At 40.9% G+C, this 26,292-nt stretch carries 20 protein-coding genes and 1 pseudogene; 10 read left to right on the top strand and 11 right to left on the bottom strand.

The window, feature by feature from the left end; genetic code table 11:
• Positions 1-70: 70 nt before the first annotated feature.
• Positions 71-1,576, bottom strand: coding sequence for a hypothetical protein (locus tag AC559H_RS17435; protein ID WP_071782594.1), 1,506 nt, complete (start codon positions 1,574-1,576; stop codon positions 71-73).
• A 662-nt stretch (positions 1,577-2,238) separates the two neighbouring features.
• Between AC559H_RS17435 and psaA the strand changes: the two genes are divergently transcribed.
• Together psaA and psaB are read left to right on the top strand one after the other, a co-directional pair.
• Positions 2,239-4,494, top strand: coding sequence for a photosystem I core protein PsaA (psaA, locus tag AC559H_RS17430; RefSeq protein ID WP_026787738.1), 2,256 nt, complete (start codon positions 2,239-2,241; stop codon positions 4,492-4,494).
• Positions 4,495-4,585: 91 nt separating this feature from the next.
• Positions 4,586-6,814, top strand: a complete 2,229-nt coding sequence (gene psaB, locus AC559H_RS17425) for a photosystem I core protein PsaB (RefSeq protein WP_026795460.1) — start codon at positions 4,586-4,588, stop codon at positions 6,812-6,814.
• Positions 6,815-6,915: 101 nt separating this feature from the next.
• On the opposite strand, the pseudogene AC559H_RS17420 reads toward psaB, so the two are convergent.
• Together AC559H_RS17420 and AC559H_RS17415 are read right to left on the bottom strand one after the other, a co-directional pair.
• A pseudogene (locus AC559H_RS17420) lies at positions 6,916-7,254 on the bottom strand (MvaI/BcnI family restriction endonuclease); the annotation flags it as partial.
• Between the two features lie 52 nt (positions 7,255-7,306).
• A complete protein-coding gene (locus tag AC559H_RS17415) occupies positions 7,307-8,056 on the bottom strand; it encodes a DNA-methyltransferase (RefSeq protein WP_036831569.1) in 750 nt (249 codons plus the stop codon).
• Between the two features lie 355 nt (positions 8,057-8,411).
• On the opposite strand from AC559H_RS17415, the gene AC559H_RS17410 reads away from it, so the two are divergent.
• From AC559H_RS17410 to AC559H_RS17400, 3 genes are all read left to right on the top strand, one after another.
• Positions 8,412-10,424, top strand: a complete 2,013-nt coding sequence (locus AC559H_RS17410) for a DICT sensory domain-containing protein (RefSeq protein WP_026798563.1) — start codon at positions 8,412-8,414, stop codon at positions 10,422-10,424.
• Between the two features lie 180 nt (positions 10,425-10,604).
• The gene (locus tag AC559H_RS17405; protein ID WP_026787734.1) at positions 10,605-11,564 is read left to right on the top strand and encodes a protochlorophyllide reductase; all 960 of its coding nucleotides are present in this window, start codon (positions 10,605-10,607) and stop codon (positions 11,562-11,564) included.
• A gap of 156 nt (positions 11,565-11,720) precedes the next feature.
• Positions 11,721-12,278, top strand: coding sequence for a Uma2 family endonuclease (locus AC559H_RS17400; RefSeq protein ID WP_026795462.1), 558 nt, complete (start codon positions 11,721-11,723; stop codon positions 12,276-12,278).
• A 31-nt stretch (positions 12,279-12,309) separates the two neighbouring features.
• Here AC559H_RS17400 and AC559H_RS17395 read toward each other — a convergent pair whose 3' ends face one another.
• Positions 12,310-13,734: an ABC transporter substrate-binding protein gene (locus AC559H_RS17395; protein ID WP_026795463.1), complete on the bottom strand. Its 1,425-nt coding sequence runs from the start codon at positions 13,732-13,734 to the stop codon at positions 12,310-12,312.
• Between the two features lie 99 nt (positions 13,735-13,833).
• Positions 13,834-14,916 carry a PstS family phosphate ABC transporter substrate-binding protein gene (locus AC559H_RS17390; RefSeq protein WP_026795464.1) on the bottom strand — a complete coding sequence of 361 codons (1,083 nt, stop codon included), beginning with the start codon at positions 14,914-14,916 and terminating at the stop codon, positions 13,834-13,836.
• Positions 14,917-15,062: 146 nt separating this feature from the next.
• On the opposite strand from AC559H_RS17390, the gene AC559H_RS17385 reads away from it, so the two are divergent.
• Complete coding sequence (locus AC559H_RS17385; RefSeq protein WP_026795465.1) at positions 15,063-15,632, top strand: Uma2 family endonuclease; 570 nt, start codon at positions 15,063-15,065, stop codon at positions 15,630-15,632.
• A gap of 17 nt (positions 15,633-15,649) precedes the next feature.
• Here AC559H_RS17385 and AC559H_RS17380 read toward each other — a convergent pair whose 3' ends face one another.
• From AC559H_RS17380 to AC559H_RS17370, 3 genes are all read right to left on the bottom strand, one after another.
• Positions 15,650-17,047 carry a protein kinase domain-containing protein gene (locus AC559H_RS17380; protein ID WP_026795466.1) on the bottom strand — a complete coding sequence of 466 codons (1,398 nt, stop codon included), beginning with the start codon at positions 17,045-17,047 and terminating at the stop codon, positions 15,650-15,652.
• Positions 17,048-17,225: 178 nt separating this feature from the next.
• A complete protein-coding gene (locus AC559H_RS17375; protein ID WP_042154343.1) occupies positions 17,226-18,239 on the bottom strand; it encodes a LysR family transcriptional regulator in 1,014 nt (337 codons plus the stop codon).
• Between the two features lie 76 nt (positions 18,240-18,315).
• Positions 18,316-19,305, bottom strand: coding sequence for a LysR family transcriptional regulator (locus tag AC559H_RS17370; protein ID WP_026795467.1), 990 nt, complete (start codon positions 19,303-19,305; stop codon positions 18,316-18,318).
• 127 nt (positions 19,306-19,432) lie between these two features.
• Here AC559H_RS17370 and AC559H_RS17365 point away from each other — a divergent pair, with 127 nt between their 5' ends.
• Positions 19,433-20,146, top strand: coding sequence for an NnrU family protein (locus AC559H_RS17365; RefSeq protein ID WP_026787726.1), 714 nt, complete (start codon positions 19,433-19,435; stop codon positions 20,144-20,146).
• Between the two features lie 48 nt (positions 20,147-20,194).
• Positions 20,195-20,572: a thioredoxin family protein gene (locus AC559H_RS17360; RefSeq protein ID WP_026787725.1), complete on the top strand. Its 378-nt coding sequence runs from the start codon at positions 20,195-20,197 to the stop codon at positions 20,570-20,572.
• A 125-nt stretch (positions 20,573-20,697) separates the two neighbouring features.
• Here the strand turns inward: AC559H_RS17360 and AC559H_RS17355 are convergent, their stop codons facing one another.
• The 3 genes from AC559H_RS17355 to AC559H_RS17345 all read right to left on the bottom strand — a co-directional run bounded on the left by AC559H_RS17355 (position 20,698) and on the right by AC559H_RS17345 (position 22,588).
• Positions 20,698-21,138, bottom strand: coding sequence for a hypothetical protein (locus AC559H_RS17355; RefSeq protein WP_042154337.1), 441 nt, complete (start codon positions 21,136-21,138; stop codon positions 20,698-20,700).
• A 177-nt stretch (positions 21,139-21,315) separates the two neighbouring features.
• Positions 21,316-21,558, bottom strand: coding sequence for a hypothetical protein (locus AC559H_RS17350; protein ID WP_026795468.1), 243 nt, complete (start codon positions 21,556-21,558; stop codon positions 21,316-21,318).
• A 19-nt stretch (positions 21,559-21,577) separates the two neighbouring features.
• Positions 21,578-22,588, bottom strand: a complete 1,011-nt coding sequence (locus tag AC559H_RS17345; protein ID WP_026798562.1) for a M28 family peptidase — start codon at positions 22,586-22,588, stop codon at positions 21,578-21,580.
• A gap of 137 nt (positions 22,589-22,725) precedes the next feature.
• On the opposite strand from AC559H_RS17345, the gene AC559H_RS17340 reads away from it, so the two are divergent.
• The gene (locus tag AC559H_RS17340) at positions 22,726-23,826 is read left to right on the top strand and encodes a class I SAM-dependent methyltransferase (protein ID WP_237745546.1); all 1,101 of its coding nucleotides are present in this window, start codon (positions 22,726-22,728) and stop codon (positions 23,824-23,826) included.
• 256 nt (positions 23,827-24,082) lie between these two features.
• Complete coding sequence (locus AC559H_RS17335) at positions 24,083-26,263, top strand: transglycosylase SLT domain-containing protein (RefSeq protein ID WP_026795471.1); 2,181 nt, start codon at positions 24,083-24,085, stop codon at positions 26,261-26,263.
• Positions 26,264-26,292: the final 29 nt, after the last annotated feature.

The following is a 26,292-nucleotide window of genomic DNA, read 5'->3' as shown; positions in this document are numbered from 1 at the left end:
TCGCTATAGGTAAATACTTACTGTGAGCAGTTTTTAGCTTTCAAGAATGTCCTAATAGATGCGGCAACTGCTATACCTGAACTGGATTTAAAAAAGGAAGATGAAAACGACTCAAAAACTCACCTAATTGTTTAATTAGGGACTCAGGGGAAATATCCGGCGTGGTTTTTTCTGCTGGAATTTCAGTTGCTATAGTTTCCAATGGAGTAGTTTCAGATTCTACTATTGATTCTATAGTTTCCGATGGAGTAGTTTCAGATTCTACTGTTGATTCTATAGTTTCTGATGGAGTAGTTTCAGATTCTACTGTTGATTCTATAGTTTCCGATGGAGTAGTTTCAGATTCTACTGTTGATTCTATAGTTTCCGATGGAGTAGTTTCAGATTCTACTATTGATTCTATAGTTTCTGATGGAGTAGTTTCAGGTTCTACGATTAATTCTATAGTTTCTGATGGAGTAGTTTCAGGTTCTACGATTAATTCTGCTTCTGGTGTCGTTTCCTCAAGGGGTTCGTCTACGGGAGTCGAAATAACTTCGGGTTCGGTGTTAGGAAATTCTTCCGGTTCAGAGGTTTCAATCAAGTCTTGAGTGGCAAAATTAGGATTCAGGATTCCTTTAACTTCTGCAAAGGACAATTTTTCTTGAGTCAGTTGAGATATGGTATTTTTGAAATTGGGATTATAGGTAATCACCCGGGCGGTTTTATTAAAAACATTATCAACGGGATTTCCCTGTTCATTCAGATATTCAATTTGTACCCAATTTTTACCCGGTTTTAAGCCTTTTAAATATAGAGGTTGCCATTTATCGGTGGTGAAACTTTCGCCATTAAGGGTAATCCGAATTTGCCAATCTACTATTTCGTCCGTTGGATTGTCTTGAGCCACAATATGTAGAGGAGCGTTATTCAGGTGGAAGTCTAGTAAAATTGGTTCCGCCCCATATACCCCTTGGGGACGGTTATAGGTTAGTAAAGGTAAATTTTGATCGGGGTCATGATCAGGGGTTTTTGTGAAAACATGAAAGGTAGTTTGGGCAAAAGACCCTTCATTTTTGTAGCTTTCATCCCAGGGATAGGCTGCAAACACCCTGAGAGTATGGGTTCCGGGGTCTAAGTTGGGGAAGGTTATGGGGGTAGTGATATCGTAAATATCAATATTGGGCTGGTTATCGAGGATTACTTGTAAATGTGGCCCTAAACCGAATTTAGGATCTTGGAATAGTGGTAAACCCTGAACTTGGAGTTGCAGGTTAATTGTATCGTCTTCGATTAGTTGATCGGGTTTAGGATTGAGGATGGTAACTTGAGGCTGGTAAGCATCCAAGGATTGATGCAGTTTCTGGATTAGTTTTGGGGGAGAAACTTGGGAAATCGGTGGCGCGGATTTGGATATCGTCAGGGTTGGAGGAGTTTGGGGCGGAACTTCCGAGGAGGAATTTCCACATCCAGCCAGACTGACGATTATTAAGAGTGCTAACAGGGTTTTGAGTTGGGTTTTTACTCTTGTCCATATCTGAAGTATGGGATTTAGCACCTGATTTTTTTGAAAGAAGCCCAATCTAATTTTATCCATAAGTTTTTTATTGAAAATCATAAGCCCAGCCTTAATCTATCGGTTTTAGGGGGGTATTTAACCTCCCTGGGTTCGGTAGGGTGCCACTTGAGGAGTTCAGACCAATCCTAGCGCGGAATCGGGACATCAAGCACATAGAGATGAAAGTCCGGTGGAATTGATTTTGATTCCATCTGGAAATGGACAAGGTTTTCAACCTTCTAAGTTATTTTGATAAATTTTAAGTTTTGTAACATTTATTGAGAAAGATTTGACTTTTTGAAACCCTTATGGAAACTAAAATGATGATTTTGTAAAGAATGAGACGAAATTTTAATTATTGTTAACAAGTAGTTCCCCCCGGATTCAAAAAGATGATATATCATTTAAAGACAACAGCTACCCCAAACGGAAAGCCATTGCTATGCAAGGGTTTAAGTCTGGGTTAGTTGTGGAAATAAAATTTTAAAAGCCTTAAGGCAAACACAGGGGCGTCCTGTTGCCCCCGAACAAAGGTTGGTTTTAGTGCAGGTATAAACCTGAATAATTAGTCTCATAGAAATTTATCTATGGAACAAGTTAACGAAACACTAACTTTTGTTAAGGATTTTGAAAAAGGGGTATAACTTCTGTCAAAATCTGCAACGTTACTTATTTTTTGTCACAGGTCGAGGAGAGTCTAAATGACAATCAGTCCTCCAGAGCGTGAGGCAAAAGTAAAGGTTACGGTTGATAAAGATCCGGTTCCTACATCTTTTGAAAGATGGTCTAAACCTGGACACTTTCGCCGTGACCTCGCCAAAGGGCCAAATACCACCACTTGGATTTGGAACCTACACGCCGACGCTCACGACTTCGATAGTCATACCAGCGATTTAGAAGATATTTCGCGTAAAATCTTTAGCGCCCATTTTGGTCATTTAGCCGTGATTTTTATCTGGTTAAGTGGTGCCTACTTCCACGGCGCTAAATTTTCGAACTACGAAGCTTGGTTGGCTAACCCTACGGGGATTAAGCCTAGCGCTCAAGTTGTATGGCCAATTTTCGGCCAAGAAATTTTAAACGGTGATGTTGGTGGTGGCTTCCACGGGATTCAGATTACCTCTGGGTTATTCCAACTGTGGCGAGCTTCTGGTTTCACCAACACATACCAGCTTTATTGCACCGCCATTGGTGGGCTGGTAATGGCAGGTTTGATGCTGTTTGCTGGTTGGTTCCACTATCACAAACGCGCTCCCAAACTGGAATGGTTCCAGAATGTGGAGTCGATGATGAACCACCACTTAGCTGGCTTGTTGGGTCTAGGCTGTTTGTCTTGGGCAGGACACCAAATTCATGTGTCCTTACCCGTGAACAAATTGCTGGATGCAGGAGTGGCGGCGAAGGATATTCCTTTACCCCATGAATTCATCCTCAATCCCAACCTGATGGCAGAACTGTATCCCAGTTTTAAACAAGGTTTAACACCATTCTTTACCTTGAATTGGGGAGTCTATTCCGACTTCTTAACCTTCAAAGGTGGATTAAACCCCCAAACAGGCGGTCTGTGGTTATCCGATACTGCACACCATCACCTGGCACTGGCAGTCCTGTTCATCATTGCTGGCCATATGTACCGGACAAACTGGGGCATTGGTCACAGCATGAAGGAAATCTTAGTAGCCCATAAAGGCCCCTTCACTGGAGAAGGCCATAAAGGACTCTATGAAATCCTGACCACCTCTTGGCACGCTCAGTTGGCGATTAACCTCGCAATGATGGGTTCTTTGAGTATTATTGTGGCTCAACACATGTACGCAATGCCTCCCTATCCTTACATTGCGACGGATTACCCCACGCAGTTGTCCCTGTTCACGCATCATATGTGGATTGGTGGCTTCCTGATTGTGGGTGCGGGCGCTCACGCTTCCATTTTCATGGTGCGTGATTATGTTCCGGCCAACAATGTCAACAACTTGCTTGATCGGGTGCTTCGTCACCGCGACGCAATTATCTCCCACCTAAACTGGGTCTGTATCTTCCTGGGATTCCATAGCTTTGGGTTATATGTCCATAACGACACCATGCGTGCGTTTGGTCGTCCTCAAGATATGTTCTCGGATACAGGGATTCAACTCCAACCCGTATTTGCCCAATGGATACAAAACATTCACACTCTGGCCCCTGGTAGCACTGCTCCCCATGCCTTAGCCAGTGTTAGCCCCGTGTTTGGTGGCGGTGTCGTAGCCGTCGGTGGCAAAGTAGCAATGATGCCGATTGTGTTAGGTACGGCGGACTTCATGGTTCACCATATCCATGCCTTCACAATTCACGTCACGGTTTTAATTCTGCTGAAAGGCGTTTTATACGCCCGTAGCTCTCGCTTGGTTCCTGACAAGAGTGAATTGGGTTTCCGGTTCCCTTGCGATGGGCCAGGTCGGGGTGGTACTTGCCAAGTCTCTGGCTGGGATCACGTTTTCCTGGGTCTGTTCTGGATGTACAACTCCCTCTCCATCGTAATTTTCCACTTTAGCTGGAAGATGCAATCCGATGTCTGGGGAACAGTTGGTTCAGACGGCACCGTTTCTCACATCACCAGTGGCAACTTTGCCCAGAGTGCCATTACCATCAACGGATGGCTGCGTGATTTCCTGTGGGCGCAAGCTGCTCAGGTAATCAGTTCCTACGGATCAGCCCTCTCCGCCTACGGTCTGTTGTTCTTGGGTGCCCACTTCGTTTGGGCGTTCAGCTTAATGTTCCTGTTCAGTGGCCGCGGTTACTGGCAAGAACTGATTGAGTCCATTGTTTGGGCCCATAACAAGCTGAAATTAGCCCCAGCAATTCAACCTCGCGCTCTGAGTATTACTCAAGGTCGTGCGGTTGGTGTAGCTCACTACCTCTTAGGAGGCATTGCTACAACTTGGGCATTCTTCCTAGCCCGAATTATTTCAGTAGGATGAAAACTCTCTGCTCAGGGACTGGGAAAGGCTGAATCAGCTTTCTCCCTCCCCCTGAAGCGGAATCACAAAGAACACGATTTAGTTAGGACTTATGGCAACTAAATTCCCAAAATTTAGCCAGGACTTGGCCCAAGACCCGACAACACGTCGGATTTGGTACGGGATTGCCACAGCCCATGATTTCGAGACCCATGATGGCATAACAGAGGAAAATCTTTACCAAAAGATTTTTGCTTCCCACTTCGGTCACCTCGCTATCATTTTCCTCTGGACTTCAGGCAACCTGTTCCACGTGGCTTGGCAAGGTAATTTTGAACAATGGGTTAAAGATCCTTTAAATGTTCGCCCCATTGCTCACGCCATTTGGGATCCCCAATTTGGCCAACCTGCGGTAGAAGCTTTCACCCAAGCGGGTGCTTCTAACCCAGTTAACATCGCCTATTCTGGGGTGTACCACTGGTGGTATACCATCGGAATGCGCTCAAATGCTGACCTGTATCAAGGGTCTATCTTCCTGTTGCTTTTGGCTGCTACCTTCCTGTTCGCAGGTTGGTTACACCTACAACCGAAGTATCGTCCCAGTCTGTCTTGGTTCAAGAATGCTGAATCTCGTTTGAACCACCACTTGGCAGGTCTGTTCGGGGTTAGTTCCCTGGCTTGGACTGGTCACTTGGTTCACGTTGCCATTCCTGAATCTCGCGGACAACACGTGGGTTGGGATAATTTCCTCAGCACTCTGCCCCACCCGGCAGGTCTGGCTCCCTTCTTCACGGGTAACTGGGGTGTGTACGCACAAAGCCCAGATACCGCCGGTCACATTTTTGGAACCTCTACAGGTTCTGGAACAGCTATTCTGACCTTCTTAGGTGGCTTCCATCCTCAAACCGAGTCTCTCTGGTTGACGGATATGGCTCACCACCATTTGGCGATCGCAGTGTTATTCATCATTGCGGGCCATATGTACCGGACAAACTTCGGAATTGGTCATAGCATCAAAGAAATGATGAATTCCAAAGATCCTTTGTTCGGATTTAAAAATGAAGGGCCGTTCAACCTGCCTCATCAAGGGTTGTACGACACCATGAATAACTCCCTGCACTTCCAGTTAGCATTTGCTCTGGCTGCGCTGGGTGTGATCACCTCCCTGGTGGCGCAACATATGTATGCGCTGCCTCCCTACGCCTTCATCGCTAAGGATTACACCACGATGGCGGCGCTGTATACCCACCACCAATATATTGCTGGGTTCTTAATGGTCGGGGCTTTCGCTCACGGGGCAATCTTCCTGGTGCGCGACTATGATTCCGAACAGAACAAAGGCAACGTCTTGGATCGGATGTTACAGCACAAAGAGGCTCTCATCTCTCACTTAAGCTGGGTGTCTCTGTTCCTGGGTTTCCACACTCTGGGCTTATATGTCCATAACGATGTGGTGGTTGCCTTTGGAACTCCTGAAAAGCAAATTCTGATTGAACCGGTTTTTGCTCAATTCGTTCAAGCTGCTTCTGGTAAAGTGCTGTACGGCATGGATGTTTTATTGTCCAACGCTGACAGCATCGCCACCACTGCTTGGCCTAACGCTGGTAACGTTTGGTTGCCCGGTTGGTTAGATGCTATCAACTCCGGTAGCAACTCCTTATTCCTGAGCATTGGCCCTGGGGACTTCTTAGTTCACCATGCCATCGCTCTAGGTCTGCACACCACCACCCTGATTTTGGTCAAAGGTGCGTTGGATGCCCGTGGCTCTAAGCTGATGCCCGACAAGAAAGACTTCGGTTATGCCTTCCCTTGTGATGGCCCTGGCCGTGGTGGTACTTGCGACATCTCCGCTTGGGACTCTTTCTACCTGTCGATGTTCTGGATGCTGAATACCATTGGTTGGACTACCTTCTACTGGCACTGGAAGCACCTGGGCGTCTGGCAAGGAAACGTTGCTCAGTTCAACGAATCCTCTACCTACCTGATGGGCTGGTTCCGTGACTATCTGTGGCTGAATTCGGCTCAGTTAATTAACGGCTACAACCCTTATGGAACTAATAACCTGTCGGTTTGGGCTTGGATGTTCCTATTCGGACACCTAGTTTGGGCGACTGGATTTATGTTCCTGATCTCTTGGCGGGGTTACTGGCAAGAGTTAATCGAAACGATTGTCTGGGCCCATGAGCGGACTCCTCTGGCGAACTTAGTTCGTTGGAAAGACAAACCCGTGGCTCTGTCTATCGTTCAAGCTCGTGTGGTTGGTTTGGCTCACTTCACCGTTGGCTATATCCTCACCTACGCGGCGTTCCTAATTGCCTCGACTGCGAGTAAGTTTGGTTGATGTAACTGTTAACTGAATCCTCGTTTAATTGGTAATTAAAAATATCCCCTGCCTTCGGGTGGGGGATTTTTATTTGTTATTTTTTAATAAGTAAAATAATCCTAAATTTCCTCTACTGAATCATACAAATCTGCCAACCGGTTCCGCCTTAGTCGAAACTTTGTGCCATGATTGTGTCCAGTTCTAGCATCAAAATCCACAAGTATAAATCCTTGCTTAATTCCTTCAAGGAACTTAACTAAACTAAATCCTTGAAGCATAGAAATTTTCGTATAGTGATAAAATTCATGCCCGTTTTCTTTCTTTACTTCTGCTTGTACATAAAAACAGTTAAGTAATTTTGTACCCGCCTTGTGGAATATGTCATCAAATCCCCAATAGGGCTGAGGATTTAACTGATTAATTCCTACCCCATTTTCAACTCTTTGTAGCCATTGATCATGTTTTTTAGCTACAAATTGATAATCATTAGTTCATCTTTGGTGTATATTTTCATGAAAATGATAATTCTAATTGAGGTGTATCAGTTCTTAGCCTGTGTTCGGCTTGTTGACAGTATTCTGCCGATAGATCAATGCCAATAAAACTTCTTCCTAGCCTTTTTGCTGCTACTGCTGTAGTGCCACTTCCCATAAAAGGATCAAGAATTATTTGGGCATTTGTTGACTCAATACATCGCTTTGCTAATGCTATCGGAAAAGGTGCGGGATGGGAGTTATTCATTTCTTGCATGAATTCCCAAACATCACCATGAGCATTAGCTTTAGGTGTCAACTTAAATTTGGGTTTCGTTATTAAATAAATGACTTCGTAGGTGGGTAAGAAGTAACCACGGTTGAAGTTAATTCCTCCTTTTCGTCTCCAAATGATAATTTGTCGGACTGGAAAACCCGAAACTATATCTTGTCTGTCTTGAAGCAAACCATCTTGAACCCGCCATTTATGGTTGTAAAATATTGCCCCATCATCTTTTAATAAACGTATCATTTGCGATAGACATTCTCTTTGCCATTCCACATATTTTTCGTGGGGCATATTATCATCATAGTCTGAATAACCATGCACAAGTTGAGCATTTTTCCACTTGCCACCTCTGCCATCATTCATCCCATTTCCGGTAGAATTTTTCAGGTTGTAGGGTGGGGAAGTTACAACTAAATCCAGACAATTATCTGGCATTTGACTCATTATGGATAAGCAATCTCCACAAATAAACTTATCTAATAATTCATTCTGATTCATTATTTATTTCTGATAATAACTTAAAGGTCTTTTATTTGAGTAAAAATAACTAGATATTGACCTGCATTTGCTTTAAAAACACAGCTTTTGCCTCCAGTCAAGAGCTACTCAAAAAAATTGATTATTTTCCAGTATCCATGATTTACGGTAAAATACTTATAGACCCAAAGGGTAATGGAAAATGAGTTCAGCTAATGATCAACTTTCCCTTAACTTTGAGCTAGTTTTAGCCTTGGTCAAACAACTGCAACACTATCATAACCCATAGTGAAGATAACCTCCATTTGCTCGGCTAACACTAACATAAATACGTCTTTAGTTAAAAATCCAGTTAAAGCTATAGATTTAATATAAAATGAGTGTCTCCACCTCGGTATTAACGGAATTGGTGCAGTTTTTGCCCAGTTTAAAGCCCCAAATTTATTTTAAATCCTCTTTAACTGCGTTATCCCATGCGATGGAGGATCAGGTTTTAGCTGGAACTGAACAACCTCTGGTGATTGCCACCTTTCAACAGGAAAGATTTTATCGTCAAGAAGCTCAACGTTACCAAAAAATTGCGGAACTCACACCACAGGTCTATGTAATGGCGGCGCTAGAAACGGAGTTTCAAAACTCCTCTGATATTCACGAAACAGTAGCATTTGATCCCCAGGATAAACTGAGTCAAGAATGGAATTTATTGGTTTTAGGACAATATTATGCAACCTGTTTAGTTTGTGTTGAACGCGAAGATTTAGTACAGAATTCCGATATAACCGAAAAATTATTAATGGATCAGGCTCGTCCCTTTGAAGGGATTTGGACATCCGATCGGCAAGTTTCGATTAAGGTTGCCGAATTACTATTAGAACGGACTTTATATTACCGTCCTGAATTAGCTGAAAAAGTTGAACAAGCCTTTCTATTTTATAATATTCGTTCCGCAACTAAAAAAAGTAAAAAATCTTCAAATCGAACAAAATCTAATTCGAGTTCTAGCGATTATTCTTCCCTGAATGATCCCTTTGCTTATCGTTTAGTCACCTATTTACAAGCGGGTCAACATAAACTTTTACGAGTTTATCGGTCTTTAGCTGCTAAGGAACGAAAAGAACGTTTAGTTAATTCTATTACATCCACCATTCGCCAATCTCTCAATCCTCAAGAGGTGATTAAAGTCGCAACTCATGAGTTAGGGGAAGCTATGGGTGCTTGTCGTTGTCTGATTTATCGCTGCAAAGCCACGGATAATTCTGTTAAAATTTCTAATGAATATTTATGTAATGATGTAGTTTCTATCATCGGAAAAACTTGGCTTTTGCGAGAAAATCCGCTCTTTCAAGAAGTTGTTAAACGTCAAGAACCAATTTATATTAATCAAACGGATGAAATTGACATAGACTGGCTTAATAACAATAATAATAATTCAGTAAAATCCCAAGAATCCTTAAAAAAAATAACCCAAAAATTGGAAATTAAAGGTTGGTTAATGATTCCTATTTTATACCAAGGTCAACTTTTGGGAATGGTAGAATTACACCAATGTAATTGTAATCTTTCCGAGTGGCAAGAAGATGATTTATTAATGGTAGATGCGATCGCAACTCAACTAGGTGCTGCAATTATTCAAGCGGAAACCTATGCCAACTTAGAAGATCTAAACCAACAATTAGAAGCATTAGAACGGACTCGTAGTAATTTAATTGCGATTACCGGCCATGAACTTAGAACTCCCTTATCCACCATTTTAATTTGTTTAGAAAGTTTGAATCAAGAACCAGATATGCCCGTGGAAATGCGAAAAGTAATGTTAGATACGGCCTTAGAAGATGCAGAAAGGTTAAGAAAATTAGTCCAAGATTTTTTAAAATTGTCTCATTTAGAAAGTGGTCGAGTTGATTGGAACCCCGAATCTTTAAGACTCAAAGAATGTATTGATTTAGCAATTAGTGGAATTCGTACCCATCATAATCAAAATCAAGTTCCCGCGATTCAAACAGAAGTTCCCTCGAATTTACCTTTAGTTCAAGCCGACGGCGAATGGTTAGTAGAATTACTCTCTAAACTATTAGATAATGCCTGTAAATTTACCAATTCTGATGGTAAAGTTAAAATTAACGCCAAATGTAATGGAGATCAAATGATAGAAGTGACGATCTCCGATACCGGACGGGGGATTGAACCCAATCGTTTAGACGCGGTATTTGAGCGGTTTTATCAAGAAGAAGGTTCCTTGCGTCGGAGTGTGGGTGGAACGGGCCTAGGATTAGCGATCAGCAGACAAATTGTGAATGGTTGGGGCGGGGAAATTTGGGCAGATTCTCAGGGGAAAAATCAAGGGAGTCAGTTCCATTTTACGATTCCTTATGTTGAAAGTGATTCTTGACTTGTAGTAAGTCTTTTAGGGCTATCTAACTCTGAGTCCTGAAGGACTCTACGAGTTTTGTAGTAAGCCCTTTAGGGCTATCTAACTCTGAGTCCTGAAGGACTCACTACAATAGTGACCAGTGTGGTAAAACATGAGATCCTAGAAAGAGTCAACAATAGTAAATTGAGTTAGAATTTCATGGCAAATCAAGCAACAGTTGTGATTACGGGAGCGTCTTCGGGCGTTGGTTTGCAAGCCGCTAGAGCCTTGGCCGAAAAGGGTTGGTATGTGGTGATGGCCTGTCGGGATTTAGCCAAAACCGAACGGGCGGCCCAATCCGTGGGAATGTCCAAGGACAGCTATACCATTCTTCCCATAGATTTAGGATCTTTAGCCAGTGTAAAACAGTTTGTTGCTAATTTCCGGTCTTTGGGTCGCTCCCTGGATGCCTTGGTCTGTAATGCGGCGATTTATATGCCCTTAATTAAGGAGCCTTTATGGAGTCCAGAGGGCTATGAATTAACGATGGCGACCAACCATTTAAACCATTTTTACCTCTGCAATGTGATGTTAGAGGATATGAAAAGATCAACTTTTGCTGATCGCAGAATGGTGATTTTAGGAACAGTTACTCACAACCCCGACGAGTTAGGAGGTAAAATTCCCCCGCGTCCAGATTTAGGAAATCTCGAAGGTTTTGCGGAAGGTTTCAAAGATCCGATTACGATGATTAATGGCAAACAATTTGAACCTGTTAAAGCCTATAAAGATAGTAAGGTTTGTAATGTGTTAACGATGCGAGAATTACATCGCCGTTACCATGATTCGACGGGGATTACTTTTACTTCTCTTTATCCGGGTTGTGTGGCAACAACGGCTTTATTCCGCAACCATTATCCCCTATTTCAAAAGATTTTTCCCCTATTTCAAAAATATATTACCGGGGGATTTGTCACGGAGGAATTATCGGGCGATCGCGTCGCAATGGTGGTGGCCGATCCTGAATATAAACAGTCGGGAATGTATTGGAGTTGGGGAAATCGTCAGAAGAAAGATCGCCAGTCTTTTGTGCAGAAGGTTTCTCCCCAAGCCAGTGATGATGAAAAAGGCAAAAAAATGTGGGATTTAAGTGCTAGGTTGGTGGGATTAGCTTACTAATAAAACGCTTTTAATTGTTGGTAAATAGAACCCCTCCCCTCCCCCCCCTAGCCCCCCGTGCACGGGGGGTTTGGGTGGCTGTTCCCTGTTCCCTGCTATACAATTCATTTAGGATTGCTATAGATTATAATTATATTAATAAACAAGGAGGTTGAAATGTCAATCCAAGTTTTAAAACGACGTTTTACCGTTGAAGATTATCAGAAAATGGGAGAATTTGGGGTTTTTAAAGCCGATGAAAATAATGAATTAGTAGCAGGAGAAATTATTAAAATGTCACCAATTGGAAAACGTCATGCGGCTTGTGTACGACGGTTGGATTATTTATTGAATCGTCAGTTAGGCGAGCGCGTTATTATTGATACTCAAAACCCCATTCAATTAAATAATTTATCACAACCTCAACCCGATTTAGTTCTACTGCAACCTCGTCCAGATTTTTATGAAGAAAGACATCCACAACCCTCAGATATTATATTATTAATAGAAGTCTCAGATACAACAATTGATTTTGACCAACAGGTAAAAATTCCTCTCTATTGTCAGAGTGATATTCAGGAAGTTTGGTTAATTGACCTGAATCAAAATATTGTCCGCGTGTATCGCACTCCCACCGCCAACGGTTATCAATCTATTCAGTTTTTTACAGTAGAACAAACCTTAACTTTAGCTGCTTTTCCTGAATTTAATATTAACATTAATCAGATTTTTTGACAATTATCTAAATTATTTAAAACCAATAAAATTAAGGAACTGGAACAAAATCATAACCCAATCCCGAAGTATTTCCGGGTTCAATTGTAACTAATTGTAAGGGTTGATTGCGATCGCCCGATGGTAAAAATCTAATCACACCCGTTGCACCTTGGGGAGTAAAATCTGGGGCGGAAAGTGCTTGTTGAACCCCGGTTCGGGTAGGGTTTTTAGTAATAGCAGCAACCAAGGCTTTTGTAGCATCATAGGCGGTGGCGGTACGCCAGTTAACACTCGCTCCCCAGAGTTGATTTGCTGTTTGAGCAAAAGCCGAATTAGGATTAGCTAAAATATGCCAAGCAATTGCTATTACCATCCCCAACGCATCACTTCCAACCTTCAATGTTTCCGGTCGATATAAACTATCCCCGCCCAATAAAGGTAACTGTCTCCGATTAATTCTCACCACTTGTAACGCCTGTTCAATAGTAGAAGAATCGGGAGTTAATACAATTACTTCTGCTCCCTGTTGGCGAGCTTGTTCTAAGGCTTGAAGTGGGTTAAAATCAGGTTTTGCAATATCAAAAATACTGACTATTTCGCCCCCATCTCCACTTAAAGCAGTGGTAAATTCCGTTTGTAAAGAGTTACTATATTGATTAGCACTATTAAAAAATATAACCGCTTTTTTTAAGTTTAACTTATTTAGTAAATATCGAGATAAACTACTTCCAGCAAAGCGATCACTAGGAACAGTTCTAAAAATAAAGTCTCCCGCATTAGAAATATTTGTTGATGTACTGGTAGGAGAAATTAAGACTAATTTCCCGGCTTCATAAATCGGTGCTGCGGCTTCGGTGGTATTACTCCCAAAATGACCAACTACTCCTAAAACTTCTGAATTATTGACTAATTTTTGAGCAACTTCTTTAGCAACTTCAGGACTATTATCATCATTGACAATAATCACATTTAATGATTTTCCTGCAATTCCTCCCCCTTGATTGACTTCTATTTGAGCTTGAGCAACTCCCCTTAAAATCTCCTGGGCGGTATTAACAGAAGTTCCAATTGGAATAGATACTGCTATAGTATAAAATTGCTGATTATTTTGCAGAATTTGGGCATTATTTCGATAGACTAAGGCTTCAGGATCATTTTTATTTTGTTGTAATGCGGCGTTAAATTGTTGAACAGCATTCTGATATTGACGAGACGCTAAAGCCGCTACTCCCGCCTGTTTGAGAGCTAAATTTCCTGAAGCAATTAAAACTTTTTCCCCTTGACTAATTCGAGTTTCGATAGACCCAACCGCAATATTAGGCGAGGACGTTGGGGGTAAAGTTCCAGAGGGGTTATTCGCATTCAATAGGGGTTTAGGAGAAAATACGAAAAATAAAAAATAACCCGCCCCTAATAAACTCCCTGTAATTAGGAGGGCTAAAAATAAAATTAGAGATTCATTTTTTTGAGACATCGGATTCTAAATTGATGCTTAGGTTCTATTTTAACATTTTTTTCTGGGATTAACCTCTAATCTAAGTTAACAGACAGAAACATACCCAGCCCAGAAAACTTAACGGATTCTAATAAATCCCAGTTTTTCAATTAAATCTTGACCTTGAGAAGTTAATAAAAGTTGAGTATATGCTTCCCCAGCTTGTTGTTCAATTTGATTATTTTGTTTGACAATAATAAATAAACTTCTGGTGAGGGGATAGGCTCCATTGGTAAACACAACCAAATCAATTTGATTCCGTTGTTGAGGACAATTTTCCGGGGGAATTAAGGGATTTTTATAGGGTTGAATTAAAGCATCAGATGTTAGACCAATGGCGATGGGTTTAATCGTACATTGTTCGACAACTTCCGGGGCGGAAGCATAATATATTCCTCCAGGGTTATTGGAGATAGCTCTTAGGGCTTCTGTGGTGGTAGGAATAAATTTTACCGCTTCTCCAAAAGACTCTCCTCCTAATACATTCATAATAAAAAATTCCGTTGTTCCTCCGGCTTCTTTAGTCCGAGAATAGGCAATAATTGGTATATTTTCGCCTCCGAGTTGATTCCAATTAGTGATTTTACCCGTATAAATTTGTTTTAATTCGTTGATAGTTAACCCTTGAATATTCAAGTTAGGATTAACCGCCACTACAATCCCATCAATAGCAATAGGAACTTCGATTAAATTTAATCCTTTTTGTCCAGCTTGTTGATATTCAGATTCTTGCAAAGGACGGGAAGATTCAGCAAAGGTAATTTGATTATCAATTAACATTTTAATCCCACTTCCTGAACCTGGGGATTGACTGGGATTTTGAAAATATCGTAATTGAAATTGAGGAAAACTATTTTGAATTTCGGGATTAATTACTTTACGAATAGGTGCAAATGTGGTACTTCCGCCATAGGTAAAAAGTCCATTCGGAACATTAGGAATTTCAGCAAAGGTTTTAAAATCTTTCGTGGAGGTTTGAGGGATAGAGGTAGGTGGAATTGGGGTAGGTTTAGGTGGAATTGAACTAGAGGGAGAGGGATTAGAATTTAAGACTGTTGACAAATTCATATTGCGAGTAAACCACCAAATTCCGCCACTAATTAATCCTCCGGTAATCAGTAAGGCTAGGATTAAAGTTGTAGTGTCATTTTTTTGAGCCATAAATCTCAAGTATTTTGGATATTAGGTAAAATTTTAACACTTTTGTAGGATTGTCGGGGCAGTTATTGATATAATATTACTAAACGGGTCAAAAAAGTTAATTAAGACACAAAAATCATCTAGGATAATCCAAGGAATAATTGCTTATGGTGTCCTCAATAGAGCCTCAATCTAAGTTATCTTTAGACGAGTTTTTGCAATTACCAGAAACGAAGCCAGCGAGTGAATATATTAATAGTCATATCTATCAAAAATCTATGCCACAAGGAGAACATAGTATTTTACAAACTCGCTTAGTGACTGCGATTAATCGAGTGGGTGAACCGCAGAAATTAGCCTATGGACTGACGGAGTTACGTTGCACCTTTAGAGGGAGTTCAATTGTTCCAGATATTGCTATTTTTGAATGGGATAATATTCCTTTACGCCCCAATAAACGAATTGGAAATTGGTTTGAAATTCCTCCAGATTGGATTATTGAAATTCTCTCTCCAGAACAATCTCCTAATCGAGTAATTCAAAAAATTGCTTTTTGTCTCAATCATGGAACAAAGTTAGGTTGGTTTATCGATCCTGAAGATGAATCTGTCAGTATTTTTCAACCAAATTGCATTCCAGAAGTTAAATTAGGTATGGATAGTTTACCTGTGCTGAATGTGTTAAATAATTGGCAATTTTCGGTAACAGATTTATTCAGTTTACTCTATTTAGTTTAGTATTTTAGTATCCTCGTTTATAGAAATCGTTTGAGCATGATATAAATTAAACGGAATAAAGTAGTTACAGCTACGCTAAATACAGCCACAATTAAAGGAACTATTATTAACGGGAACAGGCTATCAGGACTGAATGTTAATAAAATAAAGTATAAAACTCCTATGGAAATTAAGGGGATAATGATAGAATCTAATCCGGCTTCGAGCCAACGGTGATACAGGGCAAATATTAATCCCGTGACCCCGACTAAACCAATAATTAATAAAACAATAGGGTTAAAATTAAAACTTTTAAATACAGCAAATCCTAAGCTGGCAAAAACCCCAACTTCAAACCCAATAAAGGCGGCATTAGATAACAATTCTAAGGTAGAAAAAGAACGAGTTGTTGCTAAAGGTTGAACGGGAGTTACAGGAGGAGAAATAGCAGGAGAAGGAATTGGAGGCGGTTGGGGAATTGGTATAATTTGGGGAGGGTTTAAGGCGGTTAAAACTTGAGTAGCCGAACCAAAGCGATCGCTAGGTGTAGGTAATAACATTTTATCTAAAATATTAGCTAATTCATCGGAAACCCCAACAAATTGTTTCCAGTTCCATTGATTACTATAACTATCAAATAGATCTTGGGGTTCTTTTGCTGTTAATAAGACAAGACAAGTCACCGCTAACGCATATAAATCCGTGGAAGGAAAGACAGTATAACCTCGCATTTGTTCAGGGGGTGCAAACCCTAAAGAATAAATTCCAGTTGATGTTCCCCCTGGACTTTGGGTAACTTGTTTAACCGCACCAAAATCTAATAAATGCAGAAGACCTTGGCGATCGCGCATAATATTAGAAGGTTTAATATCGCGGTGAATCACATCATGATCATGAACAAATTCTAGGATTTTAAGAATTTCCTGTAGCACTTCTCGGACTTCCGCTTCCGAAAATTGTCCCTTTGAATTTATTTCTGCTTCTAAATTTTCGCCATTAATATACTCTTGAACAATATAAAAAAATTGTTCCGTTTTTGATGTTCGCCATCCGGGTGCTTCTAAAGGAAAATAGGCAAATAAATCGGGAATTTGGGGATGCTTATTACCTAATTGTTCCAAAACATGAGCTTCTCTTTCAAATAAAATCTGAGCCGTTGCTAATTGTTGGGGGTTTAAATCCGATGAGGGTTTAAATTGTTTAACTACACAATATTTAAAGGTAGGAGAACGGCGATCTTTAGCTAAATAGGCTGTCCCAAATCCTCCTTGTCCTAATAATATTTCTGGTAGATAACGACCATCTAAAATTAAAGGCATTCCACAGGTGGTACAGAATTTTTGCTGTACGGTTTTGAGGGTCATTTGATCCTCTAAATCTGTAAAATTATTGCGATCAGCACCCAAACAACCCGGACGAGTACAGTAAATTTTCATAGTGTTACTGCCGATAAAAAATTATAAACGGAGGTTGTAACATTTTAATACTAATATGAAACAGTCAGAAGTATTATCCGGTGTTCCGGTGTTCCGGTGTTCCGGTGTTCCGGTGTTCCCTATTCCCTGTTCCCTTTTGATCAAGACAACTCAAATAAGATTGCTATAGGTCTTGAGTTTATTCAAAATCCGTAGGAGAAACAAACGTCTCAATGTTAATCAATTTTTTAGAAGAATTTGAGGAAAAACTATGGGTGTTTAATGTCCAATTTTGAGCCGTAAACAAGGGTAAGATATCTCGAATAAAAGCCTCAGATGCCTTGGACTGATAGCGATGGTGGTTAACAATGACTGAAAGCATTCGTTTAACCACAATATCTTCAATCACCATGCGGTGTAAAACTTTCATTTCTAATTCTTTTTCAATGGCTGAAGTCGAAACAAAAGCAGCCCCTAATCCGGCTTGTACCGTATTTTTAATCGCTTCAATAGAATTTAACTCCATTTCAACTTTTAAACAGCGTGGATCAATCTCGGCACGGGTTAAAACTTGATCAATGACTTTGCGAATAGTAGACTGAGAATCTAAAGCCACAAATTCCAATTGATATAAGTCTTCTTTTTGAATTTTATCTAATTTGGCAAAGGGATGGGAAGGGGGAATAATTAAGGCTAATTCATCTTCAATATAGGGTTGAATTGTCAAAGCATCTTGCAATTCCGGCGGCACTTCCCCGCCAACAATTGCTAAATCAATTTGTCCATTTGCCACACTCCAAGCGGTGCGTCGAGTCGAATGAACGTGCAGTTGCACCGCGACATCGGGATATTTTTCTCGAAATAAACCAATCATTCGAGGGAGTAAATAGGTTCCGGTAGTTTGAGAAGCCCCGACAATTAAAGTTCCCCCTTGCAGATTTTGTAAATCCTCAATAGCGCGGCAGGTTTCCTGACATAAACTCAAGATTTTTTCGCCATAATTTAATAAAAGATGTCCAGCTTCTGTTAATTTAGCTCTGCGTCCTCCTCGATCAAATAAAGGAACATTTAACTGTCGTTCTAAATTTTGGACTTGTAAACTAATAGCGGGCTGGGAAACATATAAACTATCCGCCGCCCGCTTAAAACTTCCCTCAGCCGCGATCGCTTTGAGAATGCGTAATTGATCTAAAGTAAAAGGAACATCTGTCATTGTGAGAGTGGGTAAAGAATTGAACAAAAATAGAATCAAAAATCAGTCAGAAAGGGTAAAAAACAACCCAGTGAAATCAATCTGATAAAGGTAAAGCCGTATATTCAGTTGGGTATTGAACATCTATACTATGTTTGTTAAAATCGGGGCTGGCAAACTTGGGTAAAATTTCATTAGTAAATGCCTCGGCTGCCTTGGATCGATAGCGATTCGGATTATAAATCACTGATAATGTCCGTTTGACAATTACCTGATCAATTTTAACCCGTTTGATTACCCCCATTTGTAACTCTTTTTCAATGGCAGATATAGAAACAAACGCGACTCCCAACCCCGATTGAACTGCATTTTTTATCGCTTCAATCGAACTGAGTTCCATTTCTAATTGCAGATGGGTGGTATCAATACCACAACGGGTTAAAACTTGATCAATGACTTTCCGAATGGTTGATTGAGAATCCAAACTAATAAATTTTAAAGAGTATAAATCCTCTTTTAGAATCGTTTCTTGTTGGCTAAATTCATGGGAAGTAGGAACAATTAACGCCAGTTCATCCTCCGCATAGGGAACAATTTCTAAAGCTGACATCAATTCCGGGGCAATTTCTCCCCCCACAATAGCTAAGTCAATTTGTCCATTCACCACACTCCAAGCGGTGCGCCTGGTCGAATGAACGTGCAACTGTACCGAAACATCGGGGTATTTTTCTCGAAATAACCCGATCATCCGTGGTAACATATACGTCCCGGTGGTTTGAGACGCCCCAATAATTAAAGTTCCCCCCCGCAAATTTTGTAAATCTTCAATGGCGCGGCAAGTTTCTTGGCACAGGGACAAAATTTTATCCCCATAATTCAGGAGCAAATGACCGGCTTCGGTTAGTTGGGCACGGCGTCCCCCTCGGTCAAATAGTGGCACATCCAACTGTCGTTCCAGGTTTTGTACCTGAAGACTAACGGCGGGTTGGGAGACATAAAGACTATCAGCAGCACGTTTGAAGCTACCTTCAGCCGCGATCGCTTTCAGGATGCGTAACTGATCTAAAGTAAATGGAACGTCAGACATATTCCTCAACCTCGGTAAAATAAGGAAGCGTGATGACTTTTAGGATGGGGGATCAAGTTCTTTCAGCATACTGCAACCATGAAGGGTAATTGAAATTAAGTTTATTATTAATGGAGAAAAGGTCAAAATGTCTGAGTATTGGCTAACATCTAGCCATTTTGTGATGTTGGGTTTAATTTTAGGGTTTGCGATCGCCCATAGTGGGTTAGCAGCCCTACGACCCTGGGGAGAATCAAAAATTGGGGCGAGGGCTTATCGAGTTTTATTTGCTTTGGTGAGTATCCCCTTCGCCACGGTTTTGATTATCTACTTTTTTAATCATCGTTACGATGGATTACAACTTTGGATGGTACAGGATCGGGTTATTGTTAAACCCATGGTTTGGATTTTATCAGCAATTTCATTTGTTTTTCTCTATCCAGCCACGTTTAATTTGTTAGAAATTGCGGCTATTCAAAAACCGGAAGTCCATCTCTATGAAACCGGAATTATCCGCATTACCAGACATCCGCAAATGGTGGGTCAAGTAATTTGGTGTGTGGGTCATAGCTTATGGTTGGGGACAAGTTTCACCCTGTTAACCTCCCTGGGGTTGATCTTGCATCACTTATTTGCCGTTTGGCATGGCGATCGCCGTTTGTTGGCCCGTTATGGCAAATCCTTTGAAACCGTGAGATCTCGCACCTCAGTAATTCCATTTTTAGCGATCGCCCAAGGTCGCCAAACCCTTGAATTAAAAGAGTTTTTCCGATGGTCTTATTTAGGAGTCAGTATTTTTATCCTGTTACTCTGGGAAATTCATCCCTTATTAATGCGTGCAACAGGTAACATAGACTGGTAGCATAATCTCAAGGATATAAAAACAGTGATTAATAAAATTTGAGAAATGATGCTATTGTCAGTCAATGAGCAGATGTTTACTCAAGAAGTTCTGAAATCTTCTTCTCCGGTTTTAGTACATTTTTGGGCGCCTTGGTGTGGACTGTGTAAGCTGATTACGCCTCAACTTTGTCAATTCCAGCAGGACTGGCGAGGCACAATTAAAGTGGTTGGTGTGAATGCAGATCAAAGTTTAAAGTTAGCGAATACCTATCGCCTCCAAACTTTACCAACATTAATTATTTTTGATCGAGGTCAAATTTTATATCGGCTCGAACATTTTCAAGGTCGAGAAGATTTACGACGTCGCCTTGATAGTTTTATGGTTAGTGATCTGAATTATCGAAAAATCCGTCAAGCTCAAGAAGTTTTACCCTTAGAAGTTTGACGGACTCCGAGATTAATTTTTTTCGATTCCCAAGCTAGAGCTTGGGAATGCTTTTTTTCAGGGTTAAAAGGTTATTCCTGTTTTTCTTGAAGTTTGCAAGTAGGGGATGGGGGTGTATTTTTGATTCAGTCTTCGACAACAATAGTAATTATTGGTGGAGTATCAATAATATTATTGTCTGGAGCTTTTTCCTGACTGAGTTGGCTTTTTATCTTAAGTTTCAAAGAGTCTGTAACCGGCAAAATATCAATTTCTTTGAGCAAATTGTCTAAAATTTCAGTTTTGCTCCGCTCTACATAAAAGGTGGCAAGAATGATCTCGATTCCATAGCCGGTTAAACCATCTCCAATCACACCAATTGAGCCAGACAAAGCGGTGGCGAGAGTAACTATCAGTCCTGTACCACCAAATGTGGTAAATGTAGCTGCCAGGAGGATGCCAGGCAAGCTGAGAGAGGCAAACTTTTTAGCGATTTCGTCAAGAGAAATTCCCATTGACACCAGTTGTTTAGAAATTTCCTCTGGAGAAAATCCTAGATCGCTTAGTTGTTTATTGATTTCGTCCATTGATTTGCAACCTTCCCGAATTTTAGTAAATTTTGTGGTTCGATCTTAACTGGATCACAGTATACCGGATTGGGTAATTGTAATCAAACGTTATACTTTTGCCGATCGGTTGAAAGATGATAATTTGTTAAGATTCCAAAGGTTAAGTGTTCAAGCGATCAGAAAACCCGTATTCTTCTAGTTGTCCATCCCGTCTGACATCAAAGGTTTCGGGGCTGTTGTCCACTTGGCTCCTTGTTGAAAATACTCCTTAACTAAAGAACGATAGGCACGGTATTCAAAAAAACGCGATCGCCATGCCATCGGAGCTTCAATAATTTCATCTCCCACCACCAGCAATATATCCCGGGGCATAGCTGCATACATCCCAGACGCTTCAAAATCTTGTGTCTTATAGGGTTGGGAAAAATCTATAATCAATATTTGCGGATCTGCTAGATTACTCGATTAAATCTTGAATGACAGACTCCAATCCAGATATCACAAGGGTTAAGCCATAATAGTCAATTTGCTCGGGAGTATCATGCTGAGTATGATAATAGGGATAGCGAAAGGGGGCAGTATCTGTAACCATCAAAGCGGGATAGCCAGCTTCCCAAAATGACCAATGATCTGACCATCCTACCCCGGGAATAAAATTAGGTAAACTCACGCCTTGGGAGGGAAATTGAGCCGAATTGCGAAATTTTCCGATCGCTTGATGGATTAAGGATCGAGAGCTAATATTGCCAATAAAACTGATAAAATTGCCTTGGTTGGGATAAATTAATTTTAAAATATTTACCGGATATTGTTGACTATTCGAGGCTTGAGAGTAAAAGCCCATCGTTTCTAAACTGAGCATTGCTACAATATTTTCCTGGCGTTCTTTGCAGCGTTGGGCATAAACCCAACTTCCCATATTTTCTGACCAGAAAAAAGGAGGTTCTTCATTGACAAATTCCACAAACCTTAAAGTTCGTTTCGGTTTAAGGGTAGCAAATTTTTCGGCTAAAGCCAAGATAGCAACGGCTCCGGTTCCATTATCATTAGCTCCTGGAGAACCAACAACTGAATCATAATGAGCACCAACAATCACAATTTCATCGGGTTTTTCAGTCCCCCTAATTTCTATTTCTAAGTTGCGAAAAACCTTTCCATCAACGGAATACTCTTGAGTTTTTACGGCATAACCAGCCTGACTCAACCGTTCATTTAAAAAATTTTCTACTTGAATCAACTGATTATAAAAAATATAATTATGTTCACCAATATCATCGGCAATTATTTTAATATATCGGTTTAACTGCTGCGATACCTGTTCTTGAGAGGGGGTCAATGGGGGTAACTGTCCTGAATAACTTTTTCCCGGCATGGATATCATTAAAGAGCCGATCGCTATTAGAAAAAACATTAAACCTGCTAACAAAATCCCCAGGCGGATGAGAGCAGCTTTCGTGATCAATTGCACGTTTGTTAACCTCCAAATTCTCTTAATAAGTTATTAGTTATCGGTTATCAGTGTCAGAGTTGATCAGTTTTTATTGGTTAGGCGCAAACCCCACTTGTTTTCAATCTCCCATGTTATTGTTGTAAATTAGAATAACAGTGCGACTCAGTATACAGCATTTAGAGGATATTGCATTGGTGGAGACAGTAAATCAATCGATGGCCGTGAATGATCAAAATCTGATTGAAAAAGCACTTTTACTGAAAGTGAAACGACTCACTTCAGCCCGGGGACAACTGGTTCTCCCTTGTGCGCCAGCTTTGATCGATGAATATATGACTCAGTTTAACGCTCTGCTGGCGGCGTTGGGACAGAACTTTACCCCGGAGGAAATGAATGGGTTACGTCAACTTGTCGAACGCAAACTGCATGAAGGATATCAGGCTTCACCCCATGCCCGTTTAATCTTTAGATATGAACCTCCCGAACCCACTCAAGGCTTAACCAGTGGTTTAAAACTAACCGTAACCACCGAAGTCGCCTCTTTAGAAAACAAATATCAACGCTGGTTAACCACCCGCGAGGGGCCATTATTTGGAGCCCATCCCGATACCAAATTAATGGCCGTGGTGTCGGAATTTTCTGATCCAGCCCGAATTCCGATTTTAGATGTGGGGGCGGGGGTGGGCCGTAATACCTTACCTTTAGCCCGCAGGGGACATCCGGTGGATGCGGTGGAACTCACCCCAGACTTTGCTCAAATTATTGCCAAGGAAGCGAAAGACGCCAGTTTACCGATTCGGGTGATCCAAAGTAATATTCTCAACCCGGCTTTAGTCCTTCCGGCTAATTATTATCGGTTAGGGTTAATTGCAGAAGTGATTTCCCATTTTCGCAACTTGGATGATGTCCAAACCCTGTTAAGCAAAGTCTGTGATGCGGTGGCGGCCGGGGGTTTAATTTTATTCAGTACGTTTATCACCGATGCCGATTTCGAGCCGGATGATAAAATTCGAGAAATGGGTCAAATTCAATGGTCTTATGTGATTACCCCAGGTGAGATGAATTCCTTGCTCCAGGGTTTACCGCTACAATTGATTTCTAACGAGTCGGTGTATGAGTATGAACGCACTCACCTCCCCCCGGAATCCTGGCCGCCAACGGGTTGGTTTGAACATTGGTCACAGGGTCGAGATGTTGTTCCGATTCAAAAACCCCCGATGTCCTTGCGTTGGTTATTATGTCGGGTAAATAAATGAAGTTTGAGTTTGAGGGGGAGATCATGTCTTCTCATAATTACGAATTACGAATTAGAAATTACTAATTATCTTAATTATTCTGTAATTCGTAATTCGTAATTTTCTGTTTCTAAACATCTAAGTACCTAAACAAAATTAATTACACATCCTCCACCCTGTTCCCTCCCCCCCTAGCCCCCCGTGCACGGAGGGTTTGGGGGGCTGTTCCGGTGTTCCCTCTCTCAACTAGGTAATTTATTTTTTGTAACTACTTATTATGATTAAGCGAAAAATCTCTAAAGTTTGGATTTTGCCCGTGATCGCATCTGGGGCTTTGTTGGTGGGTGTGTTCTTTCCGATGGCGGTCTTTCGGGGATGGAAACAGTCCGTTGAACAAAGTTATTCGGTTGATCAACAAATCCCTGAGTCAAAAGTATTACGATTGGCTTTATCCCCAGTTTCTGAACGTCAAACGGAATTAGAAGCGATCGCCCAAGACCGAAATCCCTCTTTAGAAAGAAGTCGAGCACGATATTTATTAGCTAGTGATACTTTAGCTGAAAATCCCGAAACAGCGATTAAATTATTAAAAGGATTAGAGCAGGATTATCCCATATTAGGAGGTCATATTTTAGTCAAACGGGCGCGGGCTTATGAAAAAATTGGAGATGTGGAAAAAGCCGGAAAAACTTGGCAGGAATTGTTAACAAACTATGGTGATCAACCCGTTGTAGTCGAAGCATTATATACATTAGGAAAAACAAATCCTGAATATTGGGATCAGGCGATCGCCAAATTTCCCAGTCATCCCAGAACTATAGAAATTGCTGAAACTCGCCTAAAACAAAATCCGAATCAACCGGAATTATTATTCTTAATTGCAAACCATGGATTATCTTTAAAAGACTATGGAACCTATTTAGAACAATTAAAAGCCAAATTCGGAAATCAACTCACCCCAGAACAATGGGAAATTGTGGCATTTGGCTATTGGGAAAAACAGGATTATGGGAAAGCTGCTATTGCCTATTCTAAAGCCACCAAAACCCCTAAAAATCTCTACCGTCAGGCTAGAGGATTATGGTTAAATGATAAAATTCCTGAGTCTCGAATTGCCTATAAACAATTAATTAATACCTTTCCCCAGGAAATAGATCCTCAAGGAGAAGATGCGGGATTTGGTTTATTGCGTTTATCACGGCTTTCTGATCAAAAAGATGCTTTAGTTTATTTAGATCAAGTTATTGCTAAATTTCCCCGTCATGCAGCCGAGGCTTTATTAGATAAATCTAAACTATTAGATCAAATGCGATCGGAAAAATTAGCCTCCGAAAACCGTCAACAATTACTTAGTAAATATAGTGATTCTGAAGCCGCCGCCCAATTGCGTTGGGAACTCGCTCAACAAGCCTTAAAAGCTGGGAATTTAAAATCAGCATCCGACTGGGCAAAACAAGTCTCAACCAAAAATCCCGATAGTGAATTTGCCCCAGAAGCGACATTTTGGGTAGGGAAATGGGCGGAAAAAATTGGCAATTCTCAAGAGGCAAAAAAAGCCTTTGAATATTTAATTGTTCGTTATCCTTCCTCCTATTATACTTGGCGTTCTGCGGTGCATTTAGGATGGCCTGTGGGGGATTTTACCACCGTTCGACCTCTCTCTCCCCATGTGGAACATCCTGATATTAGAGAAGTGCCTCCGGCTGGTTCTGAAACCTTACAAGAACTGTATGCGTTAGGACAAAATCAACAGGCTTGGAAACTATGGCAAACGGAGTTTAAACATAAGATGCAGCCCTCGGTTGCCGAACAATATACCGATGGTTTAATGCGGATGGGAATTGGGGATAATTTAGAAGGAATTTGGATGTTATCGAGTTTAAGTCAGCGCGATGATTCTCAAGAGCGATCGCAATATTTAGAACTTAAACAAAAACCTACTTATTGGGAAGCATTATATCCATTTCCCTACTTAGAAACTATTGTTAATTGGTCAAAAGAACGGCAACTAAATCCGGTATTAGTAACAGCATTAATTCGTCAAGAATCGCGGTTTATGCCGGGGATTAAATCCGTTGTTGGAGCTACTGGATTAATGCAGGTGATGCCGGAAACGGGGGCGGATGTGGCTAAACAAATTAAATTGACGGATTATGCCTTGGATAATGTCAATGATAACATCAATTTAGGAACCTATTATCTGGATTTTACCCATCGAGAATATAACAATAATTCGATGTTAGCAGTAGCTAGTTATAATGCTGGGCCGGGGGCTGTTTCGGGTTGGTTACAGCGCTTTGGATTTCAAGATCCCGATGAATTTGTGGTTAAAATTCCCTATCCTGAAACTCAAGATTATGTGAAATCCGTATTTGAGAATTATTGGAATTATCTCAGGATTTATAACCCCGATATTGCTCAATTAATGCAAGATCATGCTAAGAATTACAAAAATTAATTAGGGATCACGGATTTAAGAGGATTTCA

Source organism: Planktothrix prolifica NIVA-CYA 540, from assembly GCF_963864145.1.
In the GTDB taxonomy this organism is placed as follows: Bacteria; Cyanobacteriota; Cyanobacteriia; order Cyanobacteriales; family Microcoleaceae; genus Planktothrix; species Planktothrix agardhii.
This window is presented reverse-complemented; position numbering and strand designations above follow the sequence as displayed.